The sequence below is a fragment of the Nocardia mangyaensis genome (assembly GCF_001886715.1).
Lineage (GTDB): Bacteria > Actinomycetota > Actinomycetes > Mycobacteriales > Mycobacteriaceae > Nocardia > Nocardia mangyaensis.
Genome location: NZ_CP018082.1, coordinates 5563038 through 5587587 on the forward strand (window position 1 = coordinate 5563038; position 24550 = coordinate 5587587).

Below are 24550 nucleotides of genomic sequence, written 5' to 3' on the forward strand. Positions count from 1 at the left end.
GCGAGGAGCCATCGAGGAGTTTTCGGGTGAACGGCAGATCCATCGCAGGTAAAGCGGCGACGGTCACCGCGGCGAGCATCGGCGCACTGGCAATCCTGGCGGCAACCGCGGGCGCCGCGCCGACGCCTGTGGAAGAGGGCATCGCCAACCTCACCGAGATCGCCGGCGACGACGCCGCGACCAAGGCCGGTGTCGGCGCGATCGACCGCTTCACCGCGCTCGTCGGGCCCGACACGCTGCGCGACATCGCCACGGAGTTCACCCCGTTCACCTACGCCGCGCCGACCTTCGGCTGTGGCAGCAACGGCCCGATCACCACGATCATCGCCGCCGCCACCTTCGAAGGCCCCGGTCCGCGCACCGAGAACAGCCTCGAGCCCGGCGACATCCGTTTCAGTGCCAGCCCCCGCCACAGCGGCGTGCCGCTGTCCTCGGGCCTGAGCGTGGCCTGGGTGAACATCAACACCGGGCACAGCGGCGTCATCGCGCTCGACGACCAGACCGAGTACCACATGCCCTCGCTGTCGAAGACCGTGCACACGGGAACGGGCACCGTGGTCGCCTCGATGTGGGGCACCATCGACTACCCCGGCGCCCGCTGCGTGATGACGCCCACCGTGGGCACATTCGTCATTCCCGACCTGCCGGTCGCGGTGCCCGAGGCACCCGCCGCGCCGACCGAGCCCGAGGGCACCAGCCCGGGGTCGGGCGAATCCTCCTCGGGCGCGCCGAGGTCACAGGCCCCCGCACCCCAGAGCGCGGCGCCCGCACCGGCCCCCGCGCCCGCGCCCGCGCCCGCCGAGACTCCGCCGCCTGCCCCCGCCCCGGCTCCGCCGACCCCGCCGGCCGCGGTCACCGTCGGCGGCTGATCCACCGGCTCACGGCGTCGGCTTCGGATCGACCGAGGCCGACCCAGGTACTCGAAGCGGCCTGGACGCACCGATGGCCGCGGACGTCCAGCCATGCCGCTCCGCGCACCCGGGAGCCCGACAGGGCCGGTTGTCCCGCGAGCACGGCGCGGTCGGTCTCCCCCGAGCGTGGCGCGGTCAGTCTGCCGGTCGGATGCGCAGGACGGTGCCTTCCTCGGACCCGGCGAGCAACGCCGCGGGGTCGGCGGGGTCGGCGACCACGGCCGTGAGGGGTTGGGTGGACAGGATCGTGCAGGTGGCGCCCGTGCTGGGGTCGACGCGGACGAGGTGTCCCGCGAGGGTGGTCACGTAGAGGGCGCCGTCGCGGACGACCAGGTCGTCGACGAAGTCGGGGAGGCTGCCGAAGGAGGTCAGGTCGGCGATCGTGGTCGCCACGGCCGGATTCGTGCGCGAGAGGCGCAGCACCCGGCCGACCGGCCCGCTGTCGGCGACGAAGTTCGCGGTGACGTAGACCGAATCACCGGCGATGACAACACCATTGGGACCCTCGACGCTCACTGCGGCCCACCAGTCCATGTCCTCGCTGCCGTCACGGTGCAGGCGGTGCAGGCCGTTGCCGGTGGCGACGTAGAGATTGCCCTCGTCATCGAACGCGGCGCCGTTGGGCTGAGGGAAGCCGGTGGCGAAGGGCTCGGGAACGGGGTCGGCCTCGGTCGGATCGAAGCGGACGATGCCACCGGAACCAGCCAGCGGCGAGTTCCCGGTGACCACGTACAGCAGCCCGTCGGGTCCGAGCCGAACCGCGCCGGGGGCGGGCACGGCGACGGTGGCGGTCAACCGGCCTGCCCGGTCATAGCGCTGCACCTCACCGCGCATGACGCGCGAAACCCACAGGTCCCCTTGCTCATCGATGCCGAAGTTCTCCGACCAGTCCAGCAGCGGCACCGTCGACCGAATCGCGACATTCTGACTGGCCTGCGCACAGGCCGCCACGGGTTCGGCGCCGGCCACGGCGGCGGCGCCGATCGAGGTGGTGGTCGCGACGGCCGCGCCGACGACGACGTGGGCGACGCAACGACGGAACGACAACATGCACAAACCTCGGCTCTGCTCGACCAGTTCGACGCGCGAAGTCTAGCGGCTGACACCCGACGACGGAATGCGCACATTGTCATGTGGGACAGCGATGTTGCCGGAGCCAACGGATTCGGCGGGTGGGTGGGGATAATCGGACGGTGCCTTACTTCGACAGTCCGCGTGGGCGACTGCACTGCCGCCGGTGGGTGGTCGAAGGGGCGACGGCGGTGTTGGTGTTGTTGCCGGGGACCGGGCAGCACAGTGGGCACTACCACCGGTTCGCGGGAGCGCTGCGGTCGGCGGCGATCGAGCTGTGGGCGTTGGATACCTCGGGGCAAGGCTTGAGTGAAGGAGATCCCGACGCGCCGGGGACGGTGCGCGAGCTCGTTGCCGACGCGCGGGCTCTGCTCGCGCTGGTCCGGGCCGAGGCCATCGCGGCGCCGGTGTTGATGGGTCATTCCCTCGGCGCGGTGACGGCGCTGACTGTCGCGGTGGAGAACCCCGATGAACTAGGCGGTCTCGTCGTCTGCGGCACCCCCTGCCGAGCGCTCGACAGCACGCCAGACCTCGATCTTTCGGTCCTGGCGGTGCACGGAATCGATGACCGGCGGGCGCCCATCGATGCGATCCGGCTATGGACAGCGCGCCACCGATCGGTAGATTTGCGCGAGTACGCCGACGCCGGACACGACCTGTTGCACGAACCGGTGCAGCATCAGGTGGCGGCCGATATCGCGCAGTGGGTACTGGCCGCGATGCGATGAACACCAGCAACGAAGGGGGAAACGGTGCAACCGAATCGAACGGGGCTGCCGAACACGGCGGCACTCGACCAGGCGGTCGAGGAGGGCGGACTGTGGATCGAGGGGGTGCTGGTCGCCGACGGCGCACCCGAGCGGTGCGCCCAGCGCTATGAACGGCTGGCCGACGAGGCCGAGGCCCAGCTGCGAGTGCTGAGCCAGGCGGCGGTGCTCCCCGGGTTCGGCGGGCTCCCGTCGGGCGCGGCCCTGCGCACCGGATTCGAAACCAAGACGGGTGACGCGCTCGATCGGCTGCGTGCGTACGCGAGCGCCGCGCGCGATCTCGCGGCGTTGTTCCGCGCGGCGGGCACGGCCTATCAGGACAGCGATCAGGCGCTGGCCGGTGCGATCAGGGCGACAGGTGATGGCGATGCGTAGCATTTCCGGCCGCACCGACCCCGATTACGTGTCTGTCGTCGAGGTCTTCGACAATCTCTCGCATGCCGAGATCCACCGGGCTGTCGGCCAACTCGATCCGGCCGCTCTGGCGAGCGCGGGCGAACTGTTCCTCACCACCTCCACCGGACTCGGCGACAGCGTGGACAGCGCGCACAGCGAGATCCGCGCCGCCATCGCCGACGGCTGGCGCGGTACGGCGGCTCAGCGGGCCGCCGACGCGGTGCGCGACTTCGAACAGGCCGGCCGCAAGATCGCGGATGTGCTCACCGCGGTGGGTGTTCGACTCTGCCAGGCCGGCGACGCCGCCGAATCGCTGCGCACCGCGATCGCCGAACCCGACGGCACCCAACCGGATCCGGTTGCCGCACTGCTCGACAGCGGGCAGGCCGCCGACAATGCCACGATCGTGCGAGAGGCCGAGAACGCCCGTCTCGACGCGGTCCAGGCGATGGAGTCGATCTACGCGGGCGCGTTCCTGCCGACCGGTTCGGGGGTGCCATCGTTTCCCGAGATCGCCACGGCAACAGGCACTGTCACCGCATCGGCGGTGTCCGGTGCGGTGAGTGGAACGCCGTCTGACGCGACACCCGGCAGTCCGATTCAGTCGGCTACGCCATCCGCGGACGACTCCGGCGCCACTGTCGCGGCCGGGTTCGTGCCCAGTACCGTCGGCCCCGACACCGCGTCGACAACAACGGGCAGCGGCCAACCAGGTAGTGGAAACACCACGGGGACAGCCACTTCGACGGCATCGACGGCGACAGCCCCGACGGCCGGGGCGGCGGCCCGTACCGGAGATCCGAGCCGTCCCGCGCCGGGCACTCCGGTGACCAGCGCCGCGGGCACCTCCGCCGCGGCAACCCCGGTCGGCCATGTCAAGCCCTCGACCACCGACCCACGCAATCGCCGTGACCGCACCGGGCCCGGTGCTGGTTCGCTCTCCGGCGCGGGCTCGACCGCTGCGGCGAGCACGACCGACACCACATCGGGCACCGAGACCGTGGCGAGTGCCACGGACGCGGTGGCCGACGGGCGCGGTGCCGCCGGTGGCGAGGTCGCCGCGGGCATGGGTGCCGGCGCGATGGGTGGGCTCATGGGCGGGGCGCTGGCCGCGAGCGATCAGACCCGCCAGCCGGGTGGTCCGCGCAAACCCGCGCCGGAGCCCGAGGACGAGGACGAGGACGACGAGTTCCTGCGATTCCTCGACGAGGAGCCGACCTATCTGGAGCCCGCCGACGAGGTGAACGCGCTGATCGGCAAGTTGGAGCCGACCAGTCCCCCGGTGCTCGGTGAATGGACCGAACGGGAGTGAACTGGCACGTCAGCCCGGACCAGTTCGCGCTGGCCTGGGCCCGCACCGACGGCGACCGGATCCCGTATCCGCTCGCCGTCCGTGCGTCCGCACGCGACACCCTCGAACGCGCCGCCCAGCAACCCGCGCTGGACGCGTGGTGTGCCACCACCCTCGACGCCGATCTGTCGGCGGCACTGCGGGTGCTGGCCAAACCCGAGATCCGGGTCGAGGTCCGCGGACAGGCCGGCGGTCAGGTCCGGATGCTCGGCGCCGTCACCGGTGACGTGGCCGTCCTCGCCGTGCAGGCACCCGGTACCGCCGAGGACCGGGGCGGCCCGGTCCACGTCCAGGTCGGCAGCACGAAACGGTTTGCCGCCCAGGTGTTCACGCGGATGCCCGCGCACCCGATCGGCATCGGCCCCGCGCTGTCCGCGCCGGCGGCCAGGGTGCGCGAGGACAGTCGCGATCTGGTGACCGCGCCGGTCGCCGGACCTTCCGAGGCCGCCCGCGTCCGAAAACTGCTGCAGCGTCCGCGCTGTGGCATCGGGCAGATCCTGGTCGGCGCGGGTGCCGACGAGGCGCCGACCGGGGTGCTGTCATGGATCGATGTCACCGACGACGGGCGCTACCTGGTGCACGCGGCACGCCACGTCGACATCACCCCCGCCACCCCCCAGTCCGCGACCGACTGGTTGCGCAGGCTGCTGCGCAACGCGAGTGGCGGCTAGCCCCGCGGTTCGCGGTGTTTCACATTGTCCAGGCGCCGTTCGCCCAGCTCGTCGACAAGGTATGGCCGGCGTTCAGGCGGCCGGTATATCTTGCGGACATGAGCTCCCAGGGCATCCTGAACACCTATCGCACGGCGCGTGCGGCCTGCCTCGTCATCGCGGGCTTCGCCTTGGCTGCGTATCCGCTGCTGCGGCCGTATTCGGACGAGGAGACCCTCGCCGGCGCGCAGGCCTACGCGTCGACGGCGTGGGTGGTCTCGCACCTGCTGGCCATCCTCGGCTTCCTGCTGATCGCGGCGGCGATGCTGTTCGATGTCGCCGCGCGCCCGACCGAGCGGGGTGGATTGCGCGTGGCTTCGACACTGTCGGGGACGGTCGCCGTCACGCTGCTGAGCCTGTACTACGGCTTCGAATGCTTCGCGCTCCACGAGATCGGCCGGGTGGCGCTGGCGGCGAACTCGGCCGAGGGTCTGGCGCTGGCCGACCAGATCCGGGACAACCCCCTCGCGCTGACGTTGTTCGGACTCGGCTGGCTCGCGCTGGGCGTGGCGGTCACCCTGTGGGCAATGGCCCTTCGAGCGGGTTGGGTGCCCGCCGTGTTCGCGGCGCTGGTATGGCTCTACCTTCCGGTGTTCTTTCTGCCACCGGCCGGACGGATCGGGCACGGCGTCCTGGTTCTGCTCGCCGCGGCAGGCACCGCATGGGTGATCAATTCCGCAGCGGGCGCCCCGTCGGATCGCACCGCCACCGGCTAGGTGTCGAGACCGGCTAGGTGTCGAGGCGGAGGAAGCCCACGAGTGCGGCCAGTTCCTCCGGTGTGTCCGGCAGGTATTCGGTGAGCAGCGGTGAACGGATCACGATCGCCTTCCACATGGCTCGGCACAGCGTGGCGTGGATGACGGTGCGCGAGAGCAGCGGGCGCATCCCGAAGGGGGCGTCGGCGGGGGTCGAGGTGGTCATCGACAGCAGGACGACGGCGGCTTCGCGGCCGCGGAAGCGATCGGGGGTACCGACGAGGACGTCTTCGATCTTGGCGCGCGCCAACAGGGTTCGGATGCGGGCGACCTGCGCGGCGTAGGGGGCGACGACGAAGATGTCGTGCGGGTGCAATTTGTGGGCGCGGCCGTCGGCGGTCCAGGTCTGGCCGAGCAGCGCACGGACCCGGCGAACGACTTCGCGCGCTTCGGCATCGGATTCGGTGGCGCTGCCCCGATGTTCGACCAGCACGGTGCTCACGCCGGGCGAGATCCCGGCGAGATCGCTTGCGCGCGTACCGGTTTCCCCGGCACGCAGTCGGCCGCCGTAGCAACTCGCCGACACCGGCTCGCACAGCGCGGGGTGCATGCGCCAGGTGGTGTCGAGGAAATAGCCACGCTCGGCGGGCAGGGTGGGCGCACCCTCGCACAGCCATTCCAGCGCCGAGACCTGCACCGGCTGCGGATGCGCGGCCAGCGCGCGAGCCGGGACGGGGTCACCGATCAGCAGGAGATTGCGTGCGCTGACGGCGACCGCGACGGTGTCGGCCAGCGAGAAATCGCCCGCGTCGGCGATCACGAGCAGGTCGAGCGCTCCCGGTGGGATGAGGGAACCGTCGACGAAATCGGCTGCGGTACCACCGATCACGCACCCATTCACCGCGTTGTCGAGGAAGCGCGGGTACCGGGAGGCCTCGATGCCCGACCAGTCCGGCCCGACCGAGGCGACATCCTTCTTCGCCACGAGTTCGGGCAGCAGCCCGGCCTCCACGACCGCGTCGAAGATCCGCTCGATCACCGCGTGCGATTGCGCCACCACACCGATCCGCCACCGATGTCGGGTGACCAGGCGTTCGATGGCGCGCCCGGTGGTGCCGGTCTTCCCGGTGCCTGGCGGGCCGTGCACAGCCAGATACGAGGCGTCGAGGGCGCCGACGGCGGCGGCCAGGGTGGTCGCGATGTCGCCGTGGGCCGGGGGGAGTTCCCGGCCGTCGCGCAGGCGGGGTGCGCGGCGCAGCAGCAAGTCGTAGACGGCATTCTCGGGGACCAGGGGCAGCGTCATCAGCAGGTCCTGGGCGGTGAATTCCAGGGCCGCCTCGATTTCGGCCTCGCCGTCGGGCGGGCCGGGGGCGATGGCGGCGGGCAGGTCGTCGTAGGGCGGGCAGCCCGCGGGGAGCAGCTCCTCCAAGCGGACGGTGTCGTCGAAGTTCGCGTCGACGGCGCAGCCGAGCACGGTGGCGGTGGCGGTGGCGCGGCGACCGAGGGTCTGGGTCATGCCCGCGGCGGCGGCACCGTCGTAGATGGTGACCATCTGGGTGCCCGGGGTGAGGGTGGCGCCGGTGCCGAGCCGACCGGTGAGAGTGAGGTAGCGGCGCATCGTCGGCAGTTGCGGCGTGCGATGCCACTTGGTGTCGACGGTGCCCCACTCGCCGACGAGAACCCCTGGCGCGTCGGCCCATTCACCGACGGGATGACCGAGGCGGTCGATGTGCGCCCACCAGCGCGGCTGACGTTCCCGGCGGTGGTAGCCGAGGATCGCCGCCGTGAGCGAGGCGGCGCAGGCGGCGTCACCCTCGGCATCGACGGCGAACTCGGCCAGCGCGGCCTCGAGCGAACCGGGACGAAGCGACGGTGGTGCCTCGGATTCGGCGACCGCGAACCGGGTGCCCGGTACCTCGACCCCGGCCTCCACGGCCAGATCGAGCAGCCAGTCACGAATCCCGAGCACCGTCGCCGCGCGCCCGGCCGCGCCGGGCACGAGCGCCGCCAATCCCGCTACGTCATAGGACTGTTCGCCGATCAGCAGGGCGGTACGCACCACCGGCGCGAGATCGACCAGGGCCCCCTCGGCGAGCAACTCGTCGAGCAGATCCGCCCCGGTCCCGAGCCGCCCCGCCCAGTCGAGCAGTGCGGTCCGCACCCCCGAACCGTAGTGATACACGCGCACATTCGGATCCGCCGCCCGATGCTCGCCGATGATATCGAGCAGTTCGTCGAGTACACCCCCGTCGTGCATCGAGCGGTGTGGCACGGCGTCGTCCGTCGGCCGATTACCCAACGACGTCGTCTCCGCCGGCCCTTCGAGGTCGTCAGCGAACCGATCGCGGCTGACCGTCGTGTCCGCGTGTCCGTTGCCCGTCGGCCGGTGTTGCACCGCCTCTTGGGCGGCCGGGACATTGCCGCGCCGGTGGGCCGGGTCCATCGGATCGCTGCCGAGCGTGGACGATCCGAAGACGACGGCGTTCCTGTCCGCTGAACTCGGACCGCCGGGTCGATTGCTCATGGCAGTGGTTGCCGGTGTGCGGGCATCGTGGCCGCTGGCTGGTTCGACGGTGACCCCGGCGGTTCGGAAGACGATGGTGTCGGTGGTCGACAGTTCGACGGCGGTGATCGCGGCGTGGTGGTCGAGGTCGACGATCAGGGCGAGGTCGCCGGGGGTCGAGGCGGGGAGGGAGCCCAGGGCGGTGGCGTCGCGCAGGGCGAAGGTGGGGTTACCGGTGCGCTCGCGGTCGAGTTGGATCTGGGCCTGGCGGCGCAGGGTGGTGACAGTGCGCGGCGCGAGGCCGGGGACCGGGGTGCTCGTGGTGGCGAGCCGATCAATGGTCAGGACGCCGGATTCCCGCAGGCGAGCGCGCTGGGTGGGTCGAATACCCGCCACCAGCAGCAGGTCCCGTGCGTTCGCCGCCGCGGCACGACAACTCGGGCAGCGACCGCACGCCAGGTAGCGCGGATCACCCCACTGCACCGGCAGCAGCTCGGTCAGCTTCTCCTCGATGATGTGCTCCACCCGTGCCCGACGCGCCAGGTACAGCGGCGCGAGCTCCGCGGCCGGTTCCCGCCGCACCCCGCCGATCACCGACAGATACGCCGACGGATCGACCGCCACGCCCACCGCCGCCAACGCGTGCGCGGCAGCGGCGAATTCGAGCCGAGCACACAGCGATTCCCGCACCGCGTCGACTTTGACCGCGTTCACCGACGCCGCGACCCGCTCGAACGGCGTACGCCCCGCGGCCAACTCACGCCGCAACACCCGAATGTCGTCTGGCAAGGCCGAAGCATCCTCGATGTCGCCGCGACGAGACGCGACGACCGTCTCGCCCGTCGAGGCAGTACGCACCGGCTCGACGAGCCATCCCGACGGCCCGGGCAGCCCAGTGCAGACCGCTACTCCAGCGGCAGGGGGCCGGACCGGTGTCGCAGCGACTCCGGTGTGCACGGTGTAGCGCGTATCGTCGGCGGACCGCAGGAGGAGGTCGATCCCGCAGGCGAATCGGCCATCGAAGAAGACCGCGCCGTAGATCGCGGGGGCGGCCGTGCGCAGGGCAGCGGTCGTTGCCTCGGCGGCGGAGGTGAGGGCGGCGATCCGTGCGGCAGGATCGGTGCCGACCACCTCGGGCGACGGGATACGGGTCAGGGACTCACCGAGCTGGCGCAGCAGATCCGCCGTCGGCTCGGGCGTGTGGAGCAGGGGCGTGGTGTCGGGGGAGCCGGGGAGATTGCCGAGGGCGGCGTCGATCGCCCGCAGCAGCGCGAACTCACAGTCCGCCGCGCGCGCGAGATCGCCGACGGCACCGACCACCCGATCACCGGACACGAACAAACGCGGTCCTCCTGTGTTCACGCACACCCGACGGCAACACCTTAGCCAGCGCCGCGAGCGCCCAGCGCGCTACCCAGGCACATTCGCGCCGGGCAGACTTCCCCGCCCGGCGAACGCGACCCGCTAGGAACGCGGCTTGCGCCGCTCCGTCCGCGGACGCGCCTCGCGATCGCGACGCGGGCCACGCGAGTTCAGCCGCTGCGCGGGCGGACCCTGATCGAGCTGCAGCTGGATCAGCACACCGCTGATCCTGGTGCGCCGCAACGCTTCCAGCGTCTCGTTCGGCAGGTTGGCGGGCAGCTCGACGAGGCTGTAGTCGGGACGGATGCTGATGTGCCCGAAGTCGCTGCGGCGCAGGCCGCCCTCGTTGGCGATGGCGCCGACGATCGCACCGGGCACCACACGGTGGCGCTTGCCGACGCTGATCCGGTAGGTGGCCAGCTCCTCGCCGTTCTCGCGGGAGAACGACGGCGGACGCGGACCGCGCTCCTCGTCGTCGAAGCGACGCGGTGCCCGCTCGCGATCACGATCCCGGTCGCGCTCGCGACGGGGCGCGGGCTCCGGCTCGGGCGCCATGAAGAAGTTGTCCCCATCGAACCCACCGACGGCCAGGGCCGCGGCGATGTCGACCAGCGGGGTGTTGTGCTCGGCCTCGTAGTCCTCGATCAGCTTGCGGAACAGCGCGATGTTGTCCGAGGCCAGGTTCTCGGTGATCGAGTCGCCGAACTTGGCCGCGCGCGTGGCGTTCACATCGTCCACGCTGGGCAGCTGCATCTCGGTGAGCGGATGCCGGGTGGCGCGCTCGATCGCCTTGAGCAGGTGGCGCTCGCGCGGGGCGACGAACAGCAGCGCCTGACCCGAACGGCCCGCGCGACCGGTGCGGCCGATGCGGTGCACGTAGGACTCGGTGTCGTGCGGGATGTCGTAGTTCACGACATGGGAAATGCGGTCCACGTCCAGGCCACGAGCGGCGACATCGGTGGCGACCAGGATGTCGAGTGCGCCCGACTTGAGCTGACCGATGGTGCGCTCACGCTGGTTCTGCGCGATGTCACCGTTGATCGCGGCCGCCGAGAAACCACGCGAGCGTAATTTCTCGGCCAGTTCCTCGGTGGCCTGCTTGGTGCGCACGAAGATGATCATCGCCTCGAAGTCCTCGACCTCGAGGACGCGCGTGAGGGCATCGAGCTTGCGCTGATGCGACACCTGCACGTAGCGCTGGGTGATGTTGGTGTTGGTCGTGGTCTTGGACTTGACCGTGATCTCGACCGGCTCGTTGAGGTACTGCTTGGAGATCTTGCGGATCGCACCCGGCATGGTCGCCGAGAACAGCGCGACCTGTTTGTCCTTGGGCGTATCGCGCAGGATGCGTTCGACGTCTTCCTGGAAGCCCATCTTGAGCATCTCGTCGGCCTCGTCGAGCACCAGGTAGCGCAGCTCGGTCAGATCGAGCGTGCCCTTCTCCAGGTGATCGATCACGCGACCGGGCGTGCCGACGACCACGTGCGCGCCGCGGCGCAGGCCGGACAGCTGCACGCCGTAGCTCTGCCCGCCGTAGATGGGCAGCACGTGCAGACCGGGGATGTGCGAGGAGTACTTGCCGAACGCCTCGGCCACCTGGATCGCGAGTTCACGAGTCGGCGCGAGCACCAGCGCGCTCGGCTTCTTCTGCGCGGTGTCCAGATTCATCAGGATCGGGATCGCGAATGCCGCGGTTTTGCCGGTGCCGGTCTGGGCGAGGCCGACCACATCGGCGCCGGACAGCAGCGGGGGAATCGTCGCCGCCTGAATCGGGGACGGCGACTCGTAGCCCACGTCGGCGATGGCCGCCAGTACGCGGTCATCGATCCCGAGATCGGCGAAGGTCGGGCCGTCGTCGTGCCTGTCGTCGTCGGCAGGAACGCTGTCGACCTCATTGGTACTCATTGACCAGCAGTTTACTGCCTCACGGTAGCTGTCCTTGCCACCGGGTGAATACGGTGAGACCTATGCAACTGCAGAACGGGTCAGCGCATCAGGAACAGGCAGCGACGGTGGTGCCCATCGCCGTCATCCAATTCGCCCCGGAGACCGACCCCCTTGCGAATCTGGACACCCTGCGCGAGCACGTGCGCACGGCCGCCGAGGCCGGTGCGCGACTGGTCCTCGCCCCCGAATACTCGATGTTTGCGGTGACCCGGCTCGATGAGCGTGTGGTCGCGATCGCCGAACCGCTCGACGGCCCGTTCACCACCGGACTCGGCGCGCTGGCGGCCGAATTCGGGGTGTTCCTGGTGGCCGGTGTGGTCGAACGACCGGAGCAAGACACCGCCCGGATCAGCAACACCCTCGTCGCGCACGGGCCCGACGGCACCCTGGTCGCGGTATATCGGAAGGTGCACCTCTACGACGCATTCGGCCATGTGGAGTCGGAGGTGGTGCAGGCCGGTCCGCTGGTCGAGCCTGCGACGTTCGCCGTCGACGGTGTGATGTTCGGCATGCAGACCTGCTTCGATCTGCGATTCCCGGAGGGTTGTCGGCGTGTTGCGGCGGCCGGCGCGCACGTGCTGCTGCTGCCCGCGCAGTGGATTCCCGGCCCGGCCAAGGTCGACCAGTGGACCACCCTGTTGCGGGCCCGCGCCATCGAGAACACCGTCTACGTGGCGGCGGCCGATCAGTGCGCGCCGCGCGGGGCGGGCGCCTCGATGATCGTCGACCCGGCGGGCGCCGTGCTGGCCCAGCTCGGTGACGAGCCGGGTGTGCTCACCGCCGCGATCGACCCGGCGCACCTGGCTCGGGTGCGCACCGCCAATCCCAGCCTCTCGCTGCGCCGCTTCGCGATCACGGAACGCTGAACGTCGAGGTGCGGTCGTATCGCCGACGGCGGTCGGCGGAGTAGCGTTCGAGGCAATGGTCTATCCCGATCGCGCAGCGGCGGGCCGCGTCCTCGGCGCGGCTCTCGGGCATCTGCGGGCGAGCCGTCCGCTGGTGCTCGGGCTACCGCGCGGCGGCGTGCCGGTGGCGGCGGCGGTGAGCGCCGCGATCGGCGGGGAACTCGATGTGCTGCTGGTGCGCAAGTTGGGCCTGCCCTGGCAGCCGGAGCTGGCGATGGGTGCGCTCGGCGAGGGCGGGGTGCTGGTGCTCAATCGGGAGGTCATCGAGCGGGCCGGGGTGAGCCAGGCGGCCTTCGCCGAGGTCGAACGGGCCGAGCGCGCCGAACTGGCTCGGCGACAAGCGGTCCTGCGCGACGGCGACCCGGTACCGATGGCGCGGCGCACCGTGGTGATCGTCGACGACGGCATGGCGACCGGCGCGACCGTGGTGGCGGCCTGCCGGGTGGCGCGCGCCCAGGATCCGGACCGCCTCGTGGTCGCGATGCCGGTGTCCTCGCCGGAGGCGGTACGCCGGGTCGACCCCGAATGCGACGAACTCGTGTGTGCGTGGGCGCCCGAGGACCTCGGTGGAGTCGGCATGGCCTACAACGACTTCCACCAGTTGGCCGACGACGAGGTGGTCTCGCTGTTGCGCTGAGCGGGACTCAGCCGAAGCACTGTCCTTCGCCGCGGTAGGTGGGCACCGTGGTGCGCGTGCCGGATTCGTCGACCAGGTGGATCTCGGTGAAGCGTTCACACAGCTCGCCCGCCTTGGCGTGGCGGAACCAGACGCGGTCACCGATCTCGAGTTCGGTGCCGCCGCTCAGCGGGGTCTGGACCTCGCCCGCGCCCTCGGAGCCGAGCAGTTTCAGACCGGCCGGCCAGACCGGGATCGGGACACGACTCGGGCCGGTGGGACCGGAGGCGATGTAGCCGCCCGCGAACACGGTGGCGATGCTCGGCGTCGGCTTGCGCAGGACCGGGGTGGCGAAGAACAGCGCGGGACGCGGGGTGAACGAGCGGTAGTGGTCGAACAGCGTCGGCACGTACAGGCCCGACCCGGCGGTGACCTCGGTGACATCGGGATCGGTGATCGAGACCTCGATCGAGCCGGTGCCGCCGCTGTTGACGATCTCGAGCGGACCGGTCACCGCGCGCACCGCGTCGAGCACCCGCGTGCGCCTGCGTCCGATCTCGATGGCCGAGAGCCGCTTCACCACGCGCACCGCGAGGTTGCTGTCGGGCAGCCCGGCGATCTGGGCCTCGTAGGTCATCACGCCGACCACGTCGAAGCCGCGGCGGGCGGCCTCGGAGGCGAGCGCGGCGGCCTGCTCGGGGCTGCGCACGGGCGAGCGGCGGGCACCGAGATGCACCGGGCCGACGCGCAGTGCGGCGTCGACGTCGAGGCAGACGCGGGGGCGCACCAGATCGGTGCCGAGGGCGGCGCGGGTGAGTTCGAGTTGGTCCACGTCGTCGACCATCAGGGTGATCGAGCGCTGCAGGATCGGATCGGCGGCGAGTTCGGCCAGGGCGGCCCGGTCCAGCGTGGGATAGCCGAGCAGGACGTCGCGGGCGCCGAGGCGGGTCAGCCAGATGGCCTCGCGCAGCGAGTAGGCCATGATCCCGGCGAATCCGCCGGCCGCGGTGAGTTCGGCGCCGAGGACGCGCTCGAGCACCGCGCGGCAGCGCACCGACTTGCTGGCCACCCGCACCGCGACGCCGTTCGCGCGCCGGGTCAGGTCGGCGGCATTGGCGTCGAGGGTGGCCAGGTCGAGCGCGGCCAGCGGCGGGTCGAGGTCGGCGGTCGCCGCGTGCAGATCGTGCAGCGATGTCGTCTGGGTCACTCCCCTACTGAACCACCTATTTGGTCAGTCGTCCAGTATTTGGGTGAGTGTCAGACCTCGACGGCTTTGAGGGTCAGGCAGCCGACCAGGTCGTCGATCACCACGAGGGTGGTCTCGTCGTTGCCGTCGGCCAGCCAGCGCAGGACCGTGCCGTAGAGCACCGAGACAATGTAGGCGGCGATCGAGTCGAGCGGCTCGAGCCACTCGGTACCGGACAGCCGGGCGCACAGCTCGAGGAAGGCCACGGCCTCCTCGTCCATCTGACGGAACACCGCGGCAGCGTTCGGATCGCCGACACACTCACCCGAGGGCGAGGACCATCGTTGACGCAGGGTCTGCACCGCGGACTCGTAGTCGTCGACCCGTCGAGCGGGCGCGGCCTTCACCAGCGGCCAGTAGGCGCTCATCCCGGCGTGCAGCAGCACCCGCAGCGCCCGCACTCCGGTGGCATCGGAGTTGGCGGCGGCTTGCTCGATGGCCCGGCACACGGCCGGTCGCAACGAGGTTTCGGTAAGTTCACGACTGACGCTCAACGACAACTCCTCGGCAACAAATTTCGCTGCCCGCGGCGATGCGAGCCCTGCGGATCGGTCGGCCATAGATGGTTCAACCTATCCAGCGAGCTCGATCTTAGAAGGTTTTCTGGATTCACGAACTGCTTCAGCCATCCTTTTCAGACTGAAAGATTGTTTTGTTATCCGAATGCGACCTTGTGTAAAACCGACCATACGGCCTGAATATGTCCGCATTCCAATACATCCAGCAACCCCCTGCCGGAATGCACGTACTGATCAATAGTACAAGTCGGCTTCGGGGGCACTCCTCGCGTGTGGGCGACGGCACAGTGGCACCCGACGAAACGGACATCGCACAATGGATGGCCGTTGCGCCAACTCGGCCGCGACGATCGCCCGGTCGCCGATAACCTGGTCAAGTGACTCTCTCGCCTCCTGCCGATCAGTTCGCCCTCAGCGGCACCTTCAATTTCCGCGATGTGGGCGGCCTTCGCCGCGCCGACGGCGCCGCGACCCGCCCCGGAGTGCTGCTGCGCTCGGCCCAGTTGAGCGGCCTCGACGCGCAGGGCCACGACATGCTGCGTCAGCTGCGAGTGACCGACGTGCACGATCTGCGGGGCCGTACCGAGATCGACCACATCGGCCATGACACCCTGCCCGAAGACGTGCGCCTGCACATCACGCCGTTCGACTCGAGGATGGAGGAGGCGCCGCCGCACGAGGCGCAGACCACCTCGGCGCGCGCCCACATGATCGAGGTCTACCGGCAGTTCCCCACGCTCCCCGAGGCGCACACCGCGATCACCGGGCTGGCCGGCTCGATCGCCCGTGGTCAGGGCGCGGTGCTGGTGCATTGCGCGGCGGGCAAGGACCGCACCGGCTGGGCGGTGGCGACCCTGCTGCGCGCGGTCGGCGTCACCGAGGACGACGTGTACGCCGACTTCCTGGCCAGCAATGCCGCCGTCGCACCACTGCGCATGCTGCTCGAGCCGAAGATCGGCCGCGGCGAAGCGCTGTCGGATGACCTGCTCGGCGTGCACCCCGAATACCTGCACACCGCCGACGCCACCGTGCGCGAGCACTACGGCGACGCCGAGGGCTACCTGGCCGCGATCGGCCTCACCGGCGATCTGCGTGAGGCCCTGCGCACCCGACTGCTGTGATCCTCACCAACCGCTGACCCGACGGCCCGGTTCCGCGCGGACCAAACCATCGGCATCGATACTCACCAGATCACCGGTGTGAAACCAGCTGCCGCTGAATCGGGCCGCCGAGGCATCCGGATCGTTCCAATAGCGACGGCTCACATTCGGGCCGCGGCACAACAATTCGCCGCGGCCCACACCGGCCTGCGGACCGGCCAGTGCCAATTCCGTGCCACCGAACGCGAATCCCAGCGTGGATTCGGCATCGGCGAGTTCGGTGTCGTCGACCATCAAACCGATCCCGCTGGTCTCGGTGGCCCCCCAGACCGACCACTGCCGCGCACCGGGAAACAGGCCGCGCAAGGCCGCGGTGAGCGTGGCGGGGGCCGCGGCGGCGGCGCGTTCGGACCGATGACACGCCTTGCTGATCCGCCGGACCCCGGCACCGACCTGACTGGCGCGCAGTTCCGGGACCAGTCCGGCGAAGATCCGTGGCGTCGCCGAGACGGTGTCGACGCGCTCGGCCAGCAGCACCTCGGCGAGGCTGCGCGCGCCCGGCGCGAGCACCACCGTGCCGCCGACGGCGAAGGTCGGCAGCAGTTGGTCGACGCACCCGCTGGCATGAGCCAGCGGCAGCAGCACCAGATTGCGGATCCCGTCGACGGGCAGGCCCAGCGCGCCGACCACCGAGGACACTGCCGAGAGCAGGTTCTCGTTGGTCAGCTCGACCCCGGCGGGCACGGGCTGGCGCACGGCGGTGCCGGTGTAGCAGAGCAGCGCCGGATCGGCCAGCGCCGCACCGTCATCGATGTAGGCGGTGCTGTCGGGCAGTGGACCGTCGGGGCCGAGCACGAAATCGGCTCTGCTGTCGGCGATCACGCGGTCGGCGACGGCGCCGGGCAGCGCGTCGGGCACCAGCACCGGCACCGCGCCCGAGAGCAGCGCGCCGAGGAACGCCTGCACCCAGCGCGCCCCGGTCGGCATGTGCACCGCGACGCGGTCGCCGTAGCCGATGCCGCGATCCTGCAGGCCACCGGCGATCCGGGAAGCGCTGTGCCACAGTTCGCGATAGGTCAGGCGCGGGCCGCCGACCTCGACGACCGCCTCCCGATTCGTGAACGCGTGCACCCGCAGATCGAGCAGTTCGGTGAGCGCCGGATGGAGATCGCCGTAGCGCAGGACGCCGTCGGCGCCGCGGCGCAGCGGCCCGGCCACGCCGTTCGTGGGGAACTCGATGATGGTCGCGTCCGGTTCACGCTCGATATGAGCCATCAGGACCTCCACGTACGTCGATGCGGCACCGCACCACCGACTATATGACGTGGATCACAGTGCTGTCAGGCGCTCGGCGCGTTCACTCGCCGCGATAGGTCGCCTTCCCTGGTCCGACCGCGAGGAAACTGCCTACCGCGCCGCGCAGGTCGGCGGTGTCGAACAGCTCGCCCGAGACCTCGGGGGTCACCGAATCCGCGTGTGCCACACCGCCGGAACGCCACGCCTCGATGATCTGTTTGGTGGCCGCGTGCGCGCGCGTCGGGCCCTCGGCCAGCCGGGTGACGAGCTGGGCGGCCGCGGTGGGCAGGTCGTCGTGGATCGCGTTGACCACGCCCCAGTCGGCCATGGTCTGCGCGTCGTAGAGGTCACCGGTCATCACGAATTCCCGCGCCCGGCCCGAACCGGCCCGCTCGGCCAGCCGCTGCGGGCCGCCCATCGAGGGAGTCAGCCCGACGACGGTCTCGACCAGCCCGAACTTCGCCTTCGGCGCGGCCAGGATGATGTCGCAGGCCAGCGAGAGCTCGAAGGCGGCGGTCAGGGTGAGTCCGTGCGCGGCGAACACCACCGGGCACGGCAAAGCCTCGACCGGGTGAATGACCTGCGCGAACAGGTCGCGCCACAGCTGCGCGCCCTCCTCGACACTGCGCCCGTCGAAGATGTTGACATCCACCCCGCCGGAAACAACCTTGCCCTCGGCGTTGATCAGCAGCGCCCGCGGCGGCTGCTTGCCCACCGCGGCGATATCGGCGATCAGCGAGGCGATGAGCTGGCGATCGAACAGATTCAGCGGCGGATGGGCCAGGGTGATCGTCGCGATCTCGGCACCGGCTTCGGTGAAGTCCCGGATCAACCGGGTGGGCTGCGTTGCACTCATCCGGCCAGCGTAGAACCCGGCGCCGCGCCGAGACCAGCGTGACAGCGTGCGAGATCGCGCCCACATCGCGGAACCGCAGGGGTGTCGGTGCTCGTTGGCATGATGAGTCGTCGGGCACCGCGGTGCCCTACAGTTCGACTCGTCGGGCGAAGAGGAGGACGACGCCGTGTTCAAGAGTGCGATCGAGAAGGCCGTGGTCGATGTTCTCGACACCGGTTCCAAGCTGCAGGCGCCGGCCGTGCGCCGCTACGTCGCGTATCTACGCGAGCGTCATCCCGGCGAGAATCCGGCGCAGATCGTCGCGCGGTTGGAGAAGCAATACCTGCTCGCGGTCACCGGCAGCGGCGCGGCGGTCGGCGCGACCGCGGCGGTCCCCGGCATCGGCACCGTCGCCGCGCTCGGCGCCGTCGGCGCGGAGACCGCCTTCTTCATGGAAGCCTCCGCCCTGTTCACTCTCGCCCGGGCCTACGTCCACGGCATCGAGCCCGAAGACAAGGAAGCCCGGCGCGCGATGGTGCTCGCGGTCGTGCTCGGCGACACCGGCATGGCGATCGTGCAGAAGGGCCTGCGCACCTCGTCGAAGAACTGGGCGGGCGCGCTGGCGGGCAAGGTCCCCGGTCTCGGCGCGATCAACAGCTCACTGCTGCAACAGTTCATCAAACGCTTCATCACCAAGCGGGCCGCCCTGATGGCGGGCAAGATCCTGCCCGCGGGTATCGGCGCCGCGATCGGCGGTGCGGGCAACCGGGCACTGGGCAAGGTGACGATCGAGAACGCGCGCAAGGCCTTCGGACCCGCCCCGGCCCTGTGGGCGACGCCACTGCACAACGTGATCGACGCCGACCCGCTCCCCGCCCTCGACGCCGCGCCGGTGACCAAGCAGTGAGCGGCGACCGCGCTGACGCCGTGCGAGTGCGTGGTCTCGGCAAACGGTTCGAACTGGTCAGCGCGGTCGAAGGAGTCGACTTCGCGGTGCCGACCGGTGCGGTCACCGCGCTCGTCGGCCCGACCGGAGCGGGCAAGTCGACGGTGCTGCGGATCGTGCTCGGACTGCGGCGGGCCGACACCGGCAGCGTCGAGGTCACCGGACGGGATCCCGCCGCGATCGGCGCTGTGCTGAACCCGCGCGGCCTGCACCCGGCGCGGACCGTGCGCGATCACCTGTGGTGTCACGCGCCGGTCGCCGGGGTCTCGCGGCGCCGGGTGAACGTGGTACTGGACGAGACCGGGATGAGCCCGCTCGCCGATATCGTTGTCGCCCAACTGCATCCGAGTCAGCAGACCAGGCTCGCGCTGGCGACGGCGCTGCTGGCCGATCCCCCGCTGCTGGTGCTCGACGACCTGTTCGCCGGTGCCGACGGCGTCGAACGCGGCTGGCTGCAGGCCCTGCTGCGCCGCCACGTCGACCGGGGCGGCACCGTGCTGGTCAGTGCCGACACCCTCGCCGATGTGGTGTCGGCGGCCGATCAGCTCGTCGTGCTGAGCGAGGGCAGCATCGTCTGGCAGGGCACCCCGGCCAAGCTACGGCGCGGCCATCCCGACCGGCTCGTGGTCGCCGCCGCCCCGTCGATCGCGCTGGCGACCGCACTCGCCGCGCAGGGCTTCACCGACGCGGTGATGCGCCCCGACGGGCGCTTGGCCGTGGCCGAGGTCGACGAGCCGACCATCCGGTCGATCGCCGAGGCCGCCAAGGTGCGCATCGCCGACATCGCCGCCGACCCCATCCACCCTGACCGGGTGCTGGCCTCGCTGACCAAACCACGCAGGCACCGGCACTCCCCGCCCGCGCCCGCCGCGTACGCCCCCGCGCCGACTTCGTATGGGATGCCTCGATGACCTCTGTGCTGCCCGCCGATCTCGTGCCCGGTATCGATGCCGAGGCGCGCAAGGTCGTCGCCGTGCGCTCGAACCGGCTGCTGTTCGCCGCGCCCGTGGCACTGGCTCTGGTCGCGACACTGATCACCGCGCTCATGGCAGGTCCGTTCGATCCGTTGGGACAGCCCGCCACCGGCGCCGCCACCATCGGGCTCTATCTCGGGATGGGCGCGGTGTTCGTGGTGGCCGCACTGCTCGGCATCGGCGCGACCGGCGGCGAGTACCGCCGCAAGACCATGGCGCTGACCGTGCTGTTCGCGCCCGACCGCGACCGGTTGGTCACCGCGAAATACGCCGCGACCGCGGCCATCGCGCTGGCCGTCGCGCTGGCCGCCGAACTGGTGAGCGTGCTGGTGCTGTTGGCCGCGGGACGCGGCAAGGTCGAATTCGGTCTGCGGCTGAGCGAGGTGCTCGCCGCCGGGCTGCTGGTGGCCGCGTGCTGGGCGGTGCTCGGCGCCGGCATCGGGCTGCTGCTACGCACCTTCAGCGGCGCGGTCTGGCTCGTCTTGGGCTGGGCCTTCGCGCTCGAACCGCTGATCTGGCTGGTCGCCAAGGGCTTCGGCGCGGGCGGGTTGGTCACCGTGCTGCCCGTGTCGGCCACCGTGGCCGGGGTGAGCGCGGGCTCGTTCCAGGAGGCCGAGGTGTTCGCGCCGACACCGGCCGCCCTGGTGGTGCTGATGCTGTGGGCCGGTGCCGTCGGCGTCGCCGGGTGGTGGGACCTGCGCAACCGAGACCTGTAGTGCCGGTCGGCGCCGCCCGACCGGGCTGGATTCGCAGACTCTGGCGACTGTGCCTGCGCCATCCGCGGCTGCTGACCGGCATCGCGATCTCGATCGTGGCCGGCGCGGCCGTCGCGATCGCCGCACCGCTGGCCACCAAACGTGCCGTCGACGCCGCCGAAGCGGGCGACACCTCGGTGATCGGCGGTGCGGCCGCGCTGCTCGCCGTGCTCGCGCTGGCCCGGTTCGTCGCCACCTTCGCGCGTCGGCTCTGGGCGGGCAAGCTGTCGCTGGAAGTGCAGCACGACCTGCGGATCTCGCTGCTGGCCGCGCTGCAACGCCTCGACGGCGCCGGGCAGGACGCGATCCGCACCGGGCAGGTGGTGTCGCGCTCGATCACCGATCTGCAGCTGGTACAGGGCCTGCTGGCGATGGTGCCGTGGTCGGGTCTCGCGGTCCTGCAGTTCGTGCTCTCGGCGGCGGTCATGGTGTGGCTGAGCCCGCCGCTGGCCCTGGCCGCGCTGCTGGTCGCGCCCCTGATGGCGGCGGTGGTCTGGCGGTTGCGTCCGCGCCTCTACGCGGCCACCTGGTCGGCGCAGCAGCGCGCCGCCGACCTGGCCGAACACGTCGAGCAGACCGTCACCGGCGTCCGGGTGGTGAAGGGCTTCGGGCAGGAAGCCAGGATGGTCGACCTGCTGGAAGACCACGGCCGCACCCTGTTCGCCGAACGGATGCGCGCGGCGAAGATCAACGCCCGATTCGCGCCGGTCGTCGCCGCGCTGCCGCAGGCCGGACTGGTCGCGGTGATCGTCGTCGGCGGCGTTCTGGCTTCGCGCGGCACGATCGGCATCGGCACCTTCCTCGCGTTCACCGCCTACCTGGCCACGATGACCGCCTCGGCGCGCACCATCACCTCGGTGGTGATCATGGCCCAGCTCACCAAGGCCGCGGTCGATCGCGTCTTCGGTGTCATCGATGCCGCGCCCGTGCTGGTCGATCCCGACCGGCCCGTCGAACTGCCGCCCGGACCGCTCGGCATCGAGTTCGACGCCGTGAGCTTCGGTTTCGCGCCTGATCAACCGGTCCTGCAGGACCTCGACCTCACCGTGCGGCCCGGCGAGACCGTCGCCGTGATCGGCCCGGCCGGGTCGGGCAAGTCGACGCTGTCGCTGTTGCTGCCGCGCTTCTACGCCCCCGACGCGGGACGAATCAGCCTGGTCGGCGCCGACGGCACCCGCGTCGACCTGGCCGATCTCCGGGCCGAGGAGCTGCGCGGCGCGCTCGGGGTGGTCTTCGACGATCCCTTCCTGTTCTCCGACACCATCGCCGCCAATATCGCGCTCGGCCGCCCCGAAGCCACCGACGCCGAGATCCGAGCCGCCGCGACCGCCGCGGCGGCGGACGAGTTCATCACCACGCTGCCCGAGGGCTACGACACGGTGATCGGCGAACGCGGGCTCACCCTCTCCGGCGGCCAGCGTCAGCGCATCGCCCTGGCCAGGGTGCTGCTCACCCGGCCCCGCGTCCTGGTGCTCGACGACGCCACCTCGGCCGTCGACGCCGTCACCGAGGCGGAGATCTTCGCCAGGCTGCCCGATCCGGGCGGGCGCACCACGCTGATCCTGGCCCACCGCGAATCGACCCTGGCCCAGGCCGACCGCGTCATCCGGCTGCCTGCGCCCACCGGTTCGGTGGTGCCGACGGTGACGGCCGCACCCACGACCGTCGAGCCCGAGGCCGGGGGCCGATCCCGCGCGATGTCGGCGGCGAACGACCTCAGCGAGACGCCCGAACTGCGGGCCGCCGTCGACGCCCTGCCCGCCGCCACCGAGCCGCCCGGCCTGCCCGGTGACCCGCGCGCACCCCAACCCGACTTCGGCCTGCGCGCCCTGCTGCGCCCGGTGCGCGGCCTGGTGTGCGTGGTCGTCGCGCTGCTGGTCATCGACGCCGTGCTCGGCATCGCCTTCCCACCCCTGGTGCGCTACGCCATCGACACCGGTGTCACCGGCGGCGACAGCAATGCCCTCGTGCGGGCCGCGGTGATCGGGATCGGTCTGGTGCTCGCCGGATTGGTGGTCGGCGCCGCGGTCACCGTGCTCACCGCGCGCACCGGCGAGCGGGTGCTGTTCGGCCTGCGGGTGCGCAGCTACACCCAGTTGCAACGCCTCGGCCTCGACTACTACGAACGGGAACTGTCCGGCCGGATCATGACCAGGATGACCACCGACGTCGACGCGCTCTCGACCTTCCTGCAGACCGGCGTCGCGACGGGGCTGGTCGCGGTGATCACCCTGGTCGGTGTGGCCATCGGCCTGGTCTACATCGACGCCTCGCTGGCGCTGGTCGTGCTGGCGACGGTGCCGCCGATGCTGCTGGCCACCCTCGCCTTCCGCCGGGTGTCCTCGGTGGCCTACACCCTCTCCCGCGAGCGGGTCTCCGCGGTCAACGCCGATTTCCAGGAGAACATCGCGGGTCTGCGGGCCGTGCAGGCCGCGCGCAACGAGCCGATCGCGGCCCGTCGTTTCGCCGAGTACTCGCACCGGTATCGCGATGCCCGCATCCGCGCCCAGCGCGCGATCGCGGCCTACTTCTCCTTCGGGCTGGCCTGGGCCGACCTGTCGCTGGCGGTGGTGGTCTATCTCGGCGCGAACGCGGTGGCCGAGGGCACGACGACCACCGGAACGCTCGTCGCCTTCGTCCTCTATCTCGGTCTGCTGTTCAGCCCGATCCAGGAGCTGTCGCAGGTCTTCGACGGTTATCAGCAGGCCAAGGTGGGATTGCGGCGGATCGGCGAACTGCTGCGCACCGAGTCCTCGATCGCCGCCGATCCGCCCGATGCCGCGCACGTCGACCGGCTGGGCGGTCAGATCGTCTTCGACGACGTCGCCTTCCGCTATCCCGGCGCGAACACCCCGGCGCTCGACGGGGTGTCGTTCACCGTCCCGGCGGGGGCCACGCTGGCGCTGGTCGGTCCGACCGGCGCGGGCAAGTCGACGATCGTCAAGCTGCTCGCCCGCCTCTACGACCTCCCCGAGGACCCCGCGGCGGGTTCGATCCGGGTCGACGGGGTCGATCTACGTAAATTTGTGCTCACCGAGTACCGGACGCGGCTGGGAATTGTGCCCCAGGAAGCTCACTTGTTCACCGGCGACGTGGCGAGCAACATCGCATTCGGGCAACCACACGCCACTCCGGTGGAAATCAGCACCGCGGCCGAAAACGTCGGCGCGGCGGAGATGATCGCCGGATTGCCCCGAAAAATGAACCAACCGGTCGGTGAGCGAGGGCGCGGGCTCTCGGCCGGCCAGCGTCAGCTGGTCGCGCTGGCCCGTGCCGAACTGGTCGACCCCGACCTGCTCCTGCTCGACGAGGCCACCTCCACCCTCGATCCGGACACCGAGGCGTCGGTGCTGGTAGCGAACCGATCGCTGGCGCGGGGCCGGACCACCGTCGTGGTCGCGCACCGACTGGCCACCGCCGCCCGCGCGGATCTGGTCGGCGTGGTCGAGCACGGGCGGATCGTGGAATTCGGTCCGCCGGGGGAACTGCTCGCGGCCGACGGACGTTACGCGCGACTCTGGGCGGCGGGCATCGAGGCACAGGGAATAGTCTCGGCAGGCGACGGGTCGTAGTTGAGGAGATCGGGTCAGTAGCAACGCGGGTATGCCGCTGGGCATATGCTCGGTGAGGGCGCATCGGCAGCTAT

20 protein-coding genes are annotated in these 24550 nt (G+C 70.8%); 13 read left to right on the top strand and 7 right to left on the bottom strand.

What is annotated here, in order from left to right; genetic code table 11:
* Positions 1-26: 26 nt before the first annotated feature.
* Positions 27-869, top strand: a complete 843-nt coding sequence (locus tag BOX37_RS25240; RefSeq protein ID WP_071929800.1) for a hypothetical protein — start codon at positions 27-29, stop codon at positions 867-869.
* A gap of 177 nt (positions 870-1046) precedes the next feature.
* On the opposite strand, the gene BOX37_RS25245 is transcribed toward BOX37_RS25240, so the two are convergent.
* Positions 1047-1961 (bottom strand): SMP-30/gluconolactonase/LRE family protein, encoded by a 915-nt coding sequence (locus BOX37_RS25245; RefSeq protein ID WP_071929801.1) that lies wholly within the window; start codon positions 1959-1961, stop codon positions 1047-1049.
* A 143-nt stretch (positions 1962-2104) separates the two neighbouring features.
* Between BOX37_RS25245 and BOX37_RS25250 the strand changes: the two genes are divergently transcribed.
* The 5 genes from BOX37_RS25250 to BOX37_RS25270 all read left to right on the top strand — a co-directional run bounded on the left by BOX37_RS25250 (position 2105) and on the right by BOX37_RS25270 (position 5922).
* Positions 2105-2710 (top strand): alpha/beta hydrolase, encoded by a 606-nt coding sequence (locus BOX37_RS25250; protein WP_071929802.1) that lies wholly within the window; start codon positions 2105-2107, stop codon positions 2708-2710.
* Between the two features lie 24 nt (positions 2711-2734).
* Positions 2735-3124: a hypothetical protein gene (locus BOX37_RS25255; protein WP_071929803.1), complete on the top strand. Its 390-nt coding sequence runs from the start codon at positions 2735-2737 to the stop codon at positions 3122-3124.
* Entirely contained in the window at positions 3117-4457 is a 1341-nt protein-coding gene (locus tag BOX37_RS25260) for a WXG100 family type VII secretion target (protein WP_167659980.1), read from the top strand. The genes BOX37_RS25255 and BOX37_RS25260 overlap by 8 nt, the downstream gene beginning before the upstream one ends.
* The gene (locus BOX37_RS25265) at positions 4439-5167 is read left to right on the top strand and encodes an ESX secretion-associated protein EspG (protein WP_240505046.1); all 729 of its coding nucleotides are present in this window, start codon (positions 4439-4441) and stop codon (positions 5165-5167) included. Before BOX37_RS25260 ends, BOX37_RS25265 begins: the two co-directional genes overlap by 19 nt.
* A 98-nt stretch (positions 5168-5265) precedes the next feature.
* Positions 5266-5922, top strand: coding sequence for a hypothetical protein (locus BOX37_RS25270; protein ID WP_084760085.1), 657 nt, complete (start codon positions 5266-5268; stop codon positions 5920-5922).
* Between the two features lie 13 nt (positions 5923-5935).
* On the opposite strand, the gene BOX37_RS35525 is transcribed toward BOX37_RS25270, so the two are convergent.
* Both BOX37_RS35525 and BOX37_RS25280 read right to left on the bottom strand, forming a co-directional pair.
* Positions 5936-9739, bottom strand: a complete 3804-nt coding sequence (locus BOX37_RS35525; RefSeq protein ID WP_420811564.1) for a bifunctional RecB family nuclease/DEAD/DEAH box helicase — start codon at positions 9737-9739, stop codon at positions 5936-5938.
* 129 nt (positions 9740-9868) lie between these two features.
* Positions 9869-11671, bottom strand: coding sequence for a DEAD/DEAH box helicase (locus BOX37_RS25280; protein ID WP_071929807.1), 1803 nt, complete (start codon positions 11669-11671; stop codon positions 9869-9871).
* A gap of 62 nt (positions 11672-11733) precedes the next feature.
* On the opposite strand from BOX37_RS25280, the gene BOX37_RS25285 reads away from it, so the two are divergent.
* Both BOX37_RS25285 and BOX37_RS25290 read left to right on the top strand, forming a co-directional pair.
* The gene (locus tag BOX37_RS25285) at positions 11734-12579 is read left to right on the top strand and encodes a carbon-nitrogen hydrolase family protein (RefSeq protein ID WP_071929808.1); all 846 of its coding nucleotides are present in this window, start codon (positions 11734-11736) and stop codon (positions 12577-12579) included.
* 55 nt (positions 12580-12634) lie between these two features.
* Positions 12635-13255 carry a phosphoribosyltransferase gene (locus BOX37_RS25290; RefSeq protein WP_071929809.1) on the top strand — a complete coding sequence of 207 codons (621 nt, stop codon included), beginning with the start codon at positions 12635-12637 and terminating at the stop codon, positions 13253-13255.
* A gap of 7 nt (positions 13256-13262) precedes the next feature.
* On the opposite strand, the gene BOX37_RS25295 is transcribed toward BOX37_RS25290, so the two are convergent.
* Entirely contained in the window at positions 13263-14441 is a 1179-nt protein-coding gene (locus BOX37_RS25295) for an amino acid deaminase/aldolase (protein WP_084760088.1), read from the bottom strand.
* 50 nt (positions 14442-14491) lie between these two features.
* The gene (locus BOX37_RS25300; RefSeq protein ID WP_071931871.1) at positions 14492-14974 is read right to left on the bottom strand and encodes a TetR family transcriptional regulator; all 483 of its coding nucleotides are present in this window, start codon (positions 14972-14974) and stop codon (positions 14492-14494) included.
* Between the two features lie 401 nt (positions 14975-15375).
* Here BOX37_RS25300 and BOX37_RS25305 point away from each other — a divergent pair, with 401 nt between their 5' ends.
* Positions 15376-16119, top strand: coding sequence for a tyrosine-protein phosphatase (locus tag BOX37_RS25305; protein ID WP_071929810.1), 744 nt, complete (start codon positions 15376-15378; stop codon positions 16117-16119).
* A gap of 3 nt (positions 16120-16122) precedes the next feature.
* Here BOX37_RS25305 and BOX37_RS25310 read toward each other — a convergent pair whose 3' ends face one another.
* Together BOX37_RS25310 and BOX37_RS25315 are read right to left on the bottom strand one after the other, a co-directional pair.
* Positions 16123-17373: a class I adenylate-forming enzyme family protein gene (locus BOX37_RS25310; RefSeq protein ID WP_071931872.1), complete on the bottom strand. Its 1251-nt coding sequence runs from the start codon at positions 17371-17373 to the stop codon at positions 16123-16125.
* Between the two features lie 82 nt (positions 17374-17455).
* Positions 17456-18250, bottom strand: coding sequence for an enoyl-CoA hydratase/isomerase family protein (locus tag BOX37_RS25315; RefSeq protein WP_071929811.1), 795 nt, complete (start codon positions 18248-18250; stop codon positions 17456-17458).
* A gap of 166 nt (positions 18251-18416) precedes the next feature.
* Here BOX37_RS25315 and BOX37_RS25320 point away from each other — a divergent pair, with 166 nt between their 5' ends.
* From BOX37_RS25320 to BOX37_RS25335, 4 genes are read left to right on the top strand one after another with little or no spacing between them, the layout of a single operon-like run.
* Positions 18417-19136: a hypothetical protein gene (locus tag BOX37_RS25320; protein ID WP_071929812.1), complete on the top strand. Its 720-nt coding sequence runs from the start codon at positions 18417-18419 to the stop codon at positions 19134-19136.
* Positions 19133-20086, top strand: a complete 954-nt coding sequence (locus BOX37_RS25325) for an ATP-binding cassette domain-containing protein (RefSeq protein WP_071929813.1) — start codon at positions 19133-19135, stop codon at positions 20084-20086. The genes BOX37_RS25320 and BOX37_RS25325 overlap by 4 nt, the downstream gene beginning before the upstream one ends.
* A complete protein-coding gene (locus BOX37_RS25330) occupies positions 20083-20865 on the top strand; it encodes an ABC transporter permease (RefSeq protein WP_071929814.1) in 783 nt (260 codons plus the stop codon). The genes BOX37_RS25325 and BOX37_RS25330 overlap by 4 nt, the downstream gene beginning before the upstream one ends.
* Complete coding sequence (locus BOX37_RS25335) at positions 20865-24476, top strand: ABC transporter ATP-binding protein (RefSeq protein ID WP_071929815.1); 3612 nt, start codon at positions 20865-20867, stop codon at positions 24474-24476. Before BOX37_RS25330 ends, BOX37_RS25335 begins: the two co-directional genes overlap by 1 nt.
* Positions 24477-24550 lie beyond the last annotated feature (74 nt).